At 49.3% G+C, this 12,847-nt stretch carries 6 protein-coding genes; all 6 read right to left on the reverse strand.

Going from position 1 to position 12,847, the window contains the following annotated elements; all coding sequences use genetic code 11:
* Nucleotides 1-37: 37 nt before the first annotated feature.
* Nucleotides 38-2,548, reverse strand: a complete 2,511-nt coding sequence (locus BMW65_RS17335; RefSeq protein ID WP_090607263.1) for a zinc-dependent metalloprotease — start codon at nt 2,546-2,548, stop codon at nt 38-40.
* 46 nt (nt 2,549-2,594) lie between these two features.
* Nucleotides 2,595-4,061 (reverse strand): RagB/SusD family nutrient uptake outer membrane protein, encoded by a 1,467-nt coding sequence (locus BMW65_RS17340; RefSeq protein ID WP_090607264.1) that lies wholly within the window; start codon nt 4,059-4,061, stop codon nt 2,595-2,597.
* Nucleotides 4,062-4,096: 35 nt separating this feature from the next.
* Entirely contained in the window at nt 4,097-7,402 is a 3,306-nt protein-coding gene (locus BMW65_RS17345; protein ID WP_090607266.1) for a SusC/RagA family TonB-linked outer membrane protein, read from the reverse strand.
* A gap of 810 nt (nt 7,403-8,212) precedes the next feature.
* On the reverse strand, nt 8,213-9,829 hold the full coding sequence (locus BMW65_RS17355) for an amidohydrolase family protein (protein ID WP_218145446.1): 1,617 nt from the start codon (nt 9,827-9,829) through the stop codon (nt 8,213-8,215).
* 17 nt (nt 9,830-9,846) lie between these two features.
* Nucleotides 9,847-11,328 (reverse strand): S10 family peptidase, encoded by a 1,482-nt coding sequence (locus BMW65_RS17360; RefSeq protein ID WP_090607270.1) that lies wholly within the window; start codon nt 11,326-11,328, stop codon nt 9,847-9,849.
* A 19-nt stretch (nt 11,329-11,347) separates the two neighbouring features.
* Nucleotides 11,348-12,838: a S10 family peptidase gene (locus tag BMW65_RS17365; protein ID WP_090607271.1), complete on the reverse strand. Its 1,491-nt coding sequence runs from the start codon at nt 12,836-12,838 to the stop codon at nt 11,348-11,350.
* Nucleotides 12,839-12,847: the final 9 nt, after the last annotated feature.

A 12,847-nucleotide genomic window follows, 5' to 3' on the forward strand; every position in this document is an offset into this window, starting at 1 on the left:
TGTGGGAATTAAAAGACACTCCGCTTAAATCGACTTTTTACCAGTCTTGGAAATGGCCGCAATTCTCCGTGTGTGTATGTCGTAGAAAATCCATACCCGGCATGATGGGCGCCCCCGGGGGCATGGTGAATACATTGCCCGGTTGGAACTCATCCGGGTCTTTTTCAAATTTCGCTATCTGCGAAACGGCGAAAAACGCCTGAGCCTTTTGTTCATCGCTACCGGAGCTGAGCGCCGCCTGCAGCTGCGTTTTCAACCCATTGATTTTCAGCAATGCCTGTCCTCGAACAATATCAGAAGCATCGTTGTCAGCAGCTAGCATCAGCAAATGTGTCAGTACGATGTTGTTTACTGTAGACTGCATAGCCCCTGCATAGCCCCCGACAAGCGGCGTGCCCCACGTCCCAGCAAGCAATCGATCCACCACGGCCATAAAGCCGGGTTGCTTACTGTCACGCGCCTTATACTCCACAAGGCGTGCAGCCCGTTCGGCGTTCAGCAGTGAAGCTATCGTCTCCGTAGCAGCAGCAGCCGCCGCGGCTAGCGGATCAAACGTAGGCCCCGTTTGTCCAGAAAAGAGTTCGATGGTACCGGGATAACCTGTCGGGCGGGGCGGTATCTTTTGAATCAAGGCTTCCGGCAAAGCCAAGGCTTCCGGCGTGATCGTCGCCATCAATGCATCAAACGCCTGCCATTGCTTATCGGGATCCACCAAACGGGTCGGTTCTTGCCCGTCGCCTTTAACCGCATGTGTAAAATACAAGCCCCCCACGCTTTTTGCCACGGCTTCAATCTGATAGCGATGCAATAGATAGGCTGGTACCAGCACTTCTTGGATCGTCGTCATCGGTTCGCCATCTCGGATAGCTTTCTCTGAAAATCGATCAAGCACCAGTCGGCGCACCTTCAAGAGATGCTGTAACTGGGCAATGGGATCCACGCCATCATCCCATTGGTGCGACACTGGATGCGTATACCCTCCAATATCGGGAATATACTGGTGCCCTTGAGCCAATGTTTCCTGCATGATTTTTTCAAGCTCGGCATCCTCATTCGTGCCCGGTGGAAACTCCGCGTATCCCCAGATAACGGCCCGGATATCCCAGCTGCCGATACCCACCCCGTAAGCGCTGTCCAGGTTGATATTCCCGTCATTATCGAGTTCAATACGCGGGAACGGATAATCCATGACCGACGCCCGGCCTTTTGGACTGGCCGCAAAATTGTGCATAAAACCCAGGGTATGTCCGATTTCATGGGCAGAAAGCTGCCTAATCCGTGCCAATGCCATTTCCTGCATTTTTTTTGGCACAGGTTTACCGGTTTCATAGGGTTGCAATAAGCCTTCGGCAATCAGGTAATCTTGCCGGTGCCTGTCGGCCCCCAAGGTGACCACTCCTTTGATGATCTCGCCGGTACGCGGGTCGGTATACGAAGAACCGTAAGAAAAAGCCCTCGGGCTACCGCTCCGATTGATCCAGTTGACCACATTGTAACGGATATCCATCGGATCGGCATCAGCCGGCAGTTCTTTGACGATGAACGCATTTTTGAAACCCGCTGCCTCAAATGCTTCATTCCACCAGGCACCGCCTTCGATAAGCGCCTGTTTAATCAGCTCAGGGGCTCCCCGATCGACATAATAGACGATAGGTTCAATGGCCTCACTCACCGCTGCCTGCGCATCCTTCTTTTGAAGGCGGTGCCGCCTGATAAAGCGCTTGGTCAGCGGCTCGTCCATCGGCGCTGCAAAATCCATATACGTAAACGCATTGAATGCTGAACGAGAATCAAACCTACGCATCTTGAACCCCGGCTCCGGGAGCTCCACAAAAGACTGGTGCAGATGGAGTGTTACCGCGGTTGGATCCGGCGCAAGGCTGCTGCCGCGGCCAAAACCGCCGCCGCCCCCTGAAGCGCCGCCGACAAACGTTACCATCGCTTCAAATTCCGAATTTTTCGGGAAATTCTTAGTATTTTCCATGAAAATGGCCGATCGGCCGTCATCTACCCGGTAAGCGCTGCCGGCACTGCCACGGCCACCGCCAGCCAAGCTTCCTGCGATACCTTGGCTATCACGGATGAGGAAAGGCGTCAAATCTACCAATACACGTTCACCTTCGGTAGCGACTGGGGTAAACGCCCAGATGATTGATTTGGCAAAGGCCGTTTCCACCGATTTCACCTCATCCTGATTGTCGGTTACAGCGCGATAGTTGTATTCCGGCCGCAATAGGAAAACTTTAGAGCCTACTTTGACAAATTTGGCAATATAAGAAGTGGCTCGGCCCTTTTCCGCTGCACTGCCAGCACCTGCGGCAATCGCACTGAAATACAGGAACTCCTCATCAAACTTGTCGATTTCCAGCAAGATTTTACCACTGCTGTCATAATAAAAATCGAAAAAGCCTTCAAACTTTTGATGGTTTGCCGTGGCAGCTGTGATGCTTGCCGCAGGTTTGGCATTGCCCGCCTCCTGTCGGCCTTGTCCTAAAGCCGATCCAGTACAAACGAACAACCACAAGCCTACATAAATAGCATGTTTCATACAATTATGGTATTTGGTTAAAAACGGCTTGAATATACATGCTAAATCAGTCAAAAATTAAATTATTTGTCAAAATTTCATCATTCGACATGGGCCAAATGTAATTAGCTGCCGATGGAGCCACTGCCGAAGCCGAGAAGGCAGGACCTACCTTTTCCGGAATGGTATATAAACGGCGCAACAGGTCGTTCGATCGAAAGCCCTCGCCCAATAACTCGATTCTCCGCTCGGTTTCTATACTCGTAATCAATGCCGCACTAGTAGCAGTAGCCGATGCAGGAAACACGTAGTCTGGGTCAGACCGATGATGAACAGCCTCCAGCAATTCCGTGGCCAATGCGAGATTGCCTGTCTCCGCCGCTGCTTCGGCATAATTCAATAATACTTCTGCGTACCGAATCACCGGTATATATCGCAAGAAAGGTGCTGCTTGTCCATATTTACCCAGGTAATAACGCCCATTGGTTCCATTAAAACGCAGCAATTCCCGTCGTGCATCGCCTTCTGCCCACTGGCTGCTGCCTAATATGCCCGCCGGATTCATGAAATACTCCGAGTTGCCATTGTAAAGATAACCTAAAGCTGACTGACCACCTAAATTGTCCAAGTTCGTAAACGGCATGGAAAAAATGGATTCGGCAGTAGTAAAATTACTGGCCAGTGCTTCGACAATATCACCGTGAAGCGTGTTTTCTACCCCAGCGGTTGCCGAGAACGGGGCTGACGTTTGCGGGACAATCTTGCTAGCCTCCGCAATGACTGCGTTCCAGTTGCCCTGATTGAGATAAACCCTTGTTTTCAAAGCAATGGCCGTGTTTCTGTGAGCACGCGTTGTATTCAACAATGCTGTTGAATACGCCTCAGGAAGATCTGCCTCCGCCTCATCCAAATCCTGCAATACCTGAGTGTAAACCTGGGCTACCGTGCTACGAGCCAACCCGTTGTTTTCAGGCGTAAGTTCCGCTATCAAGCGCAAAGGCAGACCAGGCGAGGCACCGTTGTCTTCCGTATAAGGGCGGGCAAAGATAGTTACCAGCGTATAATATGACAGCGCACGCAGAAATTTGGCTTCCGCTATATACCCTGTTGCCGTCGTTTCATCCACCACACCCGGATTTGCCGTCAACCCTTCAATGAGTACGTTCGCCCGATTAATCGTCGTATAGCCCGTGGACCACACGTTGAGGATGTCGGCTGAAGCAGAGTTATACGAATGTGCCCAAGCATCATATCCCGTGAATGAATTTGCAGTCGTATTGATAAAATCTTCACCCCGTACATCGAGAAACAACAAAAGCCTTCCGCCGTAGAAATTAGCACCTTTAAGTGACGAATAGATGCCATTTACCAAACCCTCAATACGTGCTGGGGTGCTGAAAATATCGGAGTCACTAAGCTGAGTAGGAGGCACCTGTTGCAAATATTCCTCCTCACTGCACGAAGAGATGCTTACCAAGAAGGCAACACCAAGTGCGGCTCCAAACTTCCTTGTCGATTTATATGTGATATTCATAACTGTTCTAATTTTAATCATGCTTACTTCGTTTCTCAAATGCCGATGTTCACACCAAATGTAAAGGTCCTGCCGTTACCCAGGGAATTGTACTCGATACCGGGAGACCGCGGGTTATTTCCGTTGATGGATGACTCCGGTTCAACGCCTGTATAATTCGTAAACAAGTACACGTTGGTCGCCTGTGCATAGATTCGAAGCGAACTGACTCCCACTTTTGCCAACAATTGACTAGGCAGCCGGTAGCCTATCAGTACGTTTTGCAAGCGCAGTAAATCGCCTTTTTCGACATAATCGGAGATGTTGGGGATATTGGCACTTGCGAAATTATCATTGAATACCAAGCGAGGTACGTCCGTTACATCACCGGGCTGTTGCCAGCGGTTCAATACCTTGACCGAGTTATTGAAATAACGTTGGTCCAACCAGGTGCCGGTATTTCCGTTGAACACATAATTGCCGCCAGAAAAGGAAAAGTTAATCCCTGCATCGAAATTTCCATACCTAAACGTGTTATTAAATCCACCGTACCACTTGGGCAGGGCATTTCCCATCGGTTGGTAATCGGCGGCCGTGATGGCCGGCGCCGGGCTACCGTCCAGGTACGTCCATGCAGAGCCCCCGGAAGGAAAAGCGGCCGAGTACTGCACCTGTTCGCCAGCTGCGTTGATGTAGATACGCTGCCCGGTTTCCGGATTGATGCCATTCGTGATGGCACCATACAACGTGCCTACGGAATATCCAGCCTCTGTCATGTTGAATGGATTGCCCGAAGAACTGCTTACCATACGGGAATTTTCGCCTTCAAGGGCGGTAACCTCGTTCTTTATGCTCGTGAAGTTGAACGAAGCATTCCAAGAAAATTTCCCTTTCCGGATCACGTCACCGCTGATTCCCAGTTCGATACCTCGGTTGTACAGCGAGCCGACGTTCCCTAGAATCGAATTCCCGGGAATGCCCTTTGAGGGGGACTGTGGTACGTCTAAAATCAACCCATTTACATCATTATTGAACCAACTGAAATCCACCAATATCCTATCGTTCCAAAAACCCAAATCTGCCCCGATATTGGTTTGTTCGCTGGTTTCCCAGCCCAAGTTCGGATTGCCCGCTTGGTTGAGCTGCCAGGTAGAAGCTCCGCCATATAATGAAGATGAAAACAGGACAAGTGAACCATAACGGGAGTTCAGCTCACCGTTGCCTACCCTGCCCCAACCCCCACGCAGTTTCACACTGCTCATTACGGCACTTAAGCCAGAGCCTTGATAAAAATCTTCCTCAGACAGCGTCCATCCGGCAGAGGCCCCACCAAAGTTACCCCATTTAGTAGACGCGCCAAGCGCAGAGTTGCCGTCTCTTCTGAAATTGAATTTAATGAAATAACGGCTCTTATAATCATAATTCAGGCTTGCAAAATAAGATAAGAAGGCCCAGTTGACTAATAGATTGCCTGACTGCGACACCTGCCCCCAGTTGCCCTGGATATCCGTAAAAAACGGATCGGAAGCCTGTTGTACGTTGACACCCCATCGATTTCTCGAGAAATCCTGTACATCCATACCGCCCACTACCGAAATATGGTGATCGGCAAACCGGGCATCATAATTCAACGTATTGGTAAAGTTCCAGTTGTTGAACAATGACGTAACGTTGGTGACACTGCCATTAGTCGTAGAACCCGAACCATGCACAGGGCTGGTCGACCCGACGTTGAGAGTGGTCAACCGGTCAAGGGAATAGCTGGTTGTGAAATTCAGGCCTTTCAGCAGGTTTATTGTTGCTCCCACATTAGCTAATATACGGTCATTTGTAGAGCTGTTCTTCACCAATTCAAATAGGGCTACCGGATTGTAATAGACGCTCACGATTTGATTGGCTCCATTGCCAATTGGTCCTCCCGGCGTCTCGGCAAGATGTGGGGTACCGTCCGGATTGTACGCAGGCACATTGGGATTGAGCGTATAAGCCATCCGCGCTGCACCTACAATCAACTGCGCGTTGCCTTCCATGGATCCCGAGTTGGGTGCCCGGTTTTCAGACTTGGTATAGCTGATGCTGCCTCTCAGCTTGAGCCAGGAGTTTGCGTCATGATCTAAGTTAAAACGGAGGCCGGTGCGGTCAAATTCGTTTGTTTGCAGGAATCCATCCTGCTCGGTGAGGTTTGCCGAAAAAAAGTATCGGGTCTTCGGGCTGCCCCCGCTCACCGAGACGGCATGGCTGTGTTGAACACCTGTTTGAAACATATAGTCATACCAGTTGGTATTTACCATAGAGCCATCCGCATTATAGCTTGGGAAAAATAGGGCTGAAGCCACGTCGTCGTTATCGGCCTGTCCACTCAGTATCTTCCGGTTTAGCTGTGCCTCATTTTTAATCATCATGAAGTCCTCAGCTTCCAGCAATTCCGGCAGTCGCACCGGATCAGTAAAGCCCACCCATCCGTCATACGTTACCCGAGCACTTCCTTCCTTACCCCTTTTGGTGGTCACCAACACTACGCCGTTGGCCGCCCTAGATCCATAAATAGCCGTTGACGCGGCATCCTTCAACACATCAATTGACTCAATATCAGACGGATTAATGTCGGCCAGCGGATTGTTGGCCACCGTGGTATTTGAAGACACATCGCCACTTGTGACCGGGATACCGTCAATGACAATCAATGGATAAGAGCTTAACGATATGGAGTTGGTTCCTCTGATGCGTATCACCGGAGCATTATTCAACACCCCGTTGGGCAAGTTAATTTTGACCCCCGAGGCCCTGCCGATAAGGGCCTGATCAAAACTCTGCACCGGTATTTCCTTGACCTGATCAGCCACAATGCGACTTGCAGCGCCCGTGAATTCTTTTTTTGACTGTGTGCTATATCCGACGACAAGCACTTCCTCCAATTCAGAAGCATCCGGCTGCAAATTAATGGTATACGGCCCCTGATTCCGCACGGCGATCTCCGCCGTGCTGTAGCCCAAAAATGTGACCTGTATGGTCGATCCCACCGGTACGCGGAATGAAAACTGTCCATCGCCATTTGTCTTGGTGACCAAACCGGGGTTGCCCTTCACTTGTACAGTTGCCTCAGGCAATGGAGCCCCGCTCTCATCACGCACTGTCCCCGTGATTGTTACCTGTTCTTGAAAAGACGCGTTCAATGCCAGCAATGTGATGTTTTTATTCGAGGTTGATGCCGTATGATATGCAATGCCGACACCATGGACATCCGTGTTGCTCGACAGCACAATTACACACATAATGTAGAAGACGGAGGTTGCTTTAGGCGTTGAATGGCTATGCTTGCGCACGCCACTTGGCGTATTTTTGCCAAATAAAAAGTATTTCATACTTTTACCAAATTAAGGTTAGCTATTAGATGATTAATGACGTAATTTTTAGTAGTATACCTTATCCAAGCGGGAGTGCTGCGAACACTCCTGCTTTTCTTTTGTATTCCGTCAATGGTTTATGGAGGGTAATAATGCTTCATAAAAAAGGGTTAAGCTTGTTAATACCTACTTTAGCACACGCCGATAATGCGGCTTAAAGACCTTTATCCTGCGAAAACAAAAACCGTATGTGTTTAGTAGCCATTATGCCAAGCTACTACGGTCATCTTTGTTATGTTGAAGAGGGCAAATTATAATAATCCACCTCTGGTAAAGCCAATTTTTATCAACAACGAATCACCTAACCAATTATTTTCAAGGCAGTAAGTGATAATATCAAAAATCAAATCACTTAGAACACAATATGGAAACGAGAAAAATAAAAAATATTTAGTTTGTTTAATTATAAAAACAAACATAACTAAAATCTTATATAATTCACAAAAAAAGTATAATAATATTTTGTTTTTAATCAAAAACATCATTAATGAATGAAAAAAACACAAATAATAGAAAGATTTTTATACGTAAATTGAATATTAACCGTTATTTTAAAGCAAAAAACCAAATAACACATCGCAACAAGCAGCAAAACACCTGCACATCATTCTATTTTATTGGTAATTATTAGGCTTATACACGGTTAATCAGCCAGAATGGCCGCCTTCATCTCGAAAAGGGACACTATTTTTCATCCCATAAGCGGGTATGCTGCCCCTCAATACAGCATACCCATCTTATCGGCGTAATACAGCTTACGAAAGCTGCCTATTTAAACATGGAGTGATGGTAAATACCGGGCTGCAGGATTTCGTACTTTTCCTTGGCCTTTTCTTCCTGTACCATCGCTTTTACATCTTCCAATAATTTTTTTGCGTCGTAGACGATCCCGTCCTTTACAGTGTACTTCACCCCACCCACGCGCACGACGTCATTATCCTCCGTCACTCGGATTGCGCCGGTGCCATACAACACTTGAAGATTTTCAAGCGGGTTTTGATCAACGATCACGAAATCCGCAAGTTTGCCGATTTCCACGCTGCCAATTTCGTCTGCCATGCCCAGTGATTCCGCGCCGTTTAGCGTTGCCGCTTTGATGACTTCCAGCGGATGGAAGCCCGCCTCACGCAGGAGTTCCATTTCCCTGGGATAAGCAAATCCATACAACGCGTAGATAAAGCCGGCATCGGTACCCACCGTCACCCGGCCACCGCGATTCTTATATTCATTGACAAATTTCATCCACAGTTGGTAGTTGCGCTTCCACTGCAGTTCCTGTTCCGTCCCCCAATTAAACCAGTACGAGCCATGAGAAACCCGGTTGGGTTTATAAAATTCCCATAGGGACGGCAACGTATACTCTTCATGCCATTCCGATCGCCTTGCACGCATCAAATCCCTACTGGCCTCATAGATCACCAAAGTGGGCGAAAGCGTAAAATCCAATGTTATCAATTCATCCATCACCTTGTTCCAACGTTCGGAGTACGGTTCGGCGGCCTGTTCCCACAGTTGCCCTGCTTCGCCAAAGCGATCCTGTTCATCCTGGTAGTTATACGACAAGGAATAATCCTGTATTGTACGATCGGTAAAGAGTGCCTCAGGCAGGCCATACCAGTGTTCCAGCGAAGTAAGTCCGGCCCTGGCACTATGCAACGCATTCCATCGTCCTACATACACCTGCGCATGATGTGTCTTTGAGCGCAATCCGAGGCGTTTATTTTCCTTGATGGCGGCATCCATGATACGCGGTTCGGCCCCAAAAAATTTAATACCATCCGCTCCTCTTTCCTTGTTGCTCCGCACCCACGAGACAGCCTGCTCTTCGGTACTGATAGGACCGTCTGACCCTTGGCCAAACCGAGCGTAAGCCTTGATTCTGGGAGCCGTAATTGTGTTGGCTGCACTTTGCTGTCTTTGCTCCAATACCCACTCCAAGCCATTACCGCATCCCGGATCCGCGATGGTGGTGACGCCATGCGCCATCCATAGTTTAAACACGTATTCTGCGGATGCCGCCTGTGAGCCGCCGATATGGGCATGCGTATCCACAAATCCCGGCAGCAGGTACATTCCCGTCGCATCCAGTTCTTTCCCTCCTTCCACAAGCTTCGGCCGGCGTGCCTCGTTGATGGGCACCCCTGGAGCGCCCACGGTCGCCACATTGACAATCCGATTGCCCTCCACTACAATATCCACCGGGCCCATGGGCGGCGAAAGCGTGCTGTTTATCAACGTCACCCCACGGATAATCAACTGTTTCCATGGCCCCTCCCCTTCTTCTCTTTCAGGTGCCCCGGCTACCCTGCCTTGGGCATGCAGCCTGCTGTTTATCCCAAAAAAAGACAAGCAGCAGGCGGTCATCATTATCAGTACATTCTTCATACGGACAGCTTATTGAGTTAGTCAACATTATACTTTGCAGGCACACCTTCACCTGGCAATGTTTTTGAAATAAATGCACGGAGGTCGTCATTGGCAGTTTTCAGATCATCTTTCCTCAGATACATCATATGGCCGCTGCGATAACCCTTCCAATCCATCCGCGCCTTTAATTTTCCGCTCGGATCCATTTGCCAGAGGTTATATTGCGCATTGAAATAATCCGTGGCCCCATCATAGTACCCCGATTGGACAAGCACATGCAGAAAGGGATTCATAGCCATGGCTTGCCGCAAGCTTTCACCGGTCTTGTTTTCCAGCGCAAAACGGTTCCAAGAAGCATGCCCAGCCACGTAATATTCCAAATCTGTATGGTAGTTGAGGTAATTTTTGACATAATAGTTATTTGCCGGCGTAAAGGTATGCTGCCATGACGTGTTTTCCGCGGCATAGTCGGGCCCGTCTCCTGCGACAGTCCGATCGATACCCAGGTACCTGGAATCCAGCCTGCCGATGGAATACCCCTCTGCGCGGAGCAGTTCTTTCCAGAAAAAAGCCATGGGCACCACCAGATTATGCTGCAAAATGGCAGTTTCCGAAATGCCCATATACCTGGACATTTTGCGGGCGATGGCCTGCTTCTTGCCTGCATCCAGGTAGCCGCCCCTTACCAACGCAGGTATCAGCGAGTCCACTGTATAGGCTTCTACTTCGGGAAGCACCTCCTCCAAATCCCGCTGCTGCAAATCCGCTGGCAGTTTTTTATGGTACCAAGCAGTAGCCGCATAGTAAGGCAGTAGGTTTGCATCGCCCACCGGCCCATACCGCCAGAATCCCAGCGTTCCCGGAGATACCAATACTACGCCATTGACATACATCCAATGCCTGTTTTGCAGCTCCAATGCCAGACCGGATACGCGGTACGTCCCGTAACTTTCACCGATCAGGTATTTTGGTGATGTCCACCGATTATGACGGCTCACAAATGTAGACAACCAGTTGCCCAAGTACCTTAGGTCATTGTTGATGCCCAAGAATTGGGAAAGCGGCGCATCACCGACAGGGCGGGAGTATCCGGTATTGACCGGTTCTACGTATACCAGATCCGTCACATCCAGCAACGAATGGGGATTTTCTTCGATGCCATAAGGCTGGATCGGATAGCCTTCGTCATCGATACGTACGCGGTGAGGTCCGGTATAGCCAAGCCTCATCCACAAAGCGCCGGCACCAGGTCCGCCATTGAAGGAAATTGCAAGGGGCCGGGTAGCCTGGTTGGTTACATCCGTGCGGTAATAATACGTATAAAAGACCCCTGCTATCACCTTCCCGGCTTCGTCCCACACGGGCTGCATGCCGGTGACTGCATTGAATTTGACTGTTTGTCCATTGATGGTAACCTGATGTGAGGTCGTCACAGCCGAATCCGGGTTGAATGACCGATCTTGTGCTTGGCAGATATGGGCAGCAAAAAGCGCCAGGATGAAAACAAGTTTTTTCATAGCTATATAGTTACTTTATTCAATCAACAGCATATTTCGCAGGGACACCTTCAGCAGGTGTCGTTTGCTTGATAAACACACGGAGATCTTCGTTCGCCGTTTCCAAATCTTGTTTCCTCAAGTACATCATGTGGCCGCTTCGGTATCCCTTGAAAGACGTCCGGTCCAGCAGCCTGCCCGACGGATCCATGTGCCACAAGTTATACTTGGCATTGAAGTAATCGCAAGCACCATCATAATATCCGGATTGCACCAAGACGTGCAAATATGGATTTTGTGCCATCGCTTGCCGAAGATTCAAGCCGGTATTATTCCCGCTGTTGTCCCACCGCCCTACGGGACCAAATAAATTGTACTTGACATCCGTTTTATAATTCAATTGATTCTTATAATAGTAGTTGATTGCCGGAGTAAACGAGTGCAACCAAGAGGTCAGCTCGGCGGCATAGTCCGGCCTTTCGCCTCCGTCTTTAAAATCAATCCCCAAGTAGCGTGAGTCCAGTCGGCCAACGGTGTAGCCACGGTCTCTTAACAGCTCTTTCCAAAAAAACGACGTGCTGATATCCAAATTATTCTGCAGGATAACGCCTGCTGAAATCCCCGAATAATGTGCCATCTTCGCTGCAATAGCCTGTTTTTCCTCAGGGCTCAAACTACCGCCTTTCGCAATAGCAGGTAACAGTTCATTCATAGTAAAAGCTTCAACCTCCGGCAGCATATCCGTCAAGTCCTTTTGCTGTAATTCAGCGGGCAATGCCTTATGGAACCATGCCGTTGCAGCAAAATACGGCCATCGCAGGGCTTTTGCTACCGGCCCGCCCCTTTCGATGCCAAGGCCTGTAGGAGATACCAATACCACGCCATTGAGGTACATCCACTGGGCATTTTGCAGTTCCAGCGCCAGCCCCGAAACCCGTGTTGTCCCATAGCTTTCACCGATGAGGTATTTTGGCGAAGGCCAGCGGTTTTCTCGGGTGACGAAAGTATTCAACCATTCTGCAAGGTATTTGATATCCGCATTGACGCCAAAGAATTGTGACTTATCGGCTTTCGGATCCAAAATACGGGAATAGCCGGTATTGACCGGGTCGACATAGACGATATCCGCAACATCAAGAAGCGAGTATGGGTTTTCCTTCACGCCGTAAGGCTGAATGGGATATCCCTCATCGTCAATCGTAAGTAGCCGTGGCCCGGTATAGGCGATATGCATCCATACCGAGCCCGAGCCCGGCCCTCCATTGAATGAGATCACCAGCGGCCTTCGTTCCCTGTCTTTTACGTCGGTTCGCTCATAGTAGACATAATGTACGGTCGCAATCGCGTCACCCGCCTCATTCCACACGGGTTGTGTACCTGTTTTTGCCGTGTAGCCAAATCGTACGCCTTTTACAGTCACCTCATGCTGGGTCACTACTGCGGTATCCGCCCATTGCTTACGCTGGCTGTAGCCCTGGATAATCGAACATACAAGGATTACTATCCCGATTATTTTTCGTCTATTTTTCATTTCAGCGTT

Source organism: Parapedobacter koreensis, assembly GCF_900109365.1.
Classification (GTDB): domain Bacteria; phylum Bacteroidota; class Bacteroidia; order Sphingobacteriales; family Sphingobacteriaceae; genus Parapedobacter; species Parapedobacter koreensis.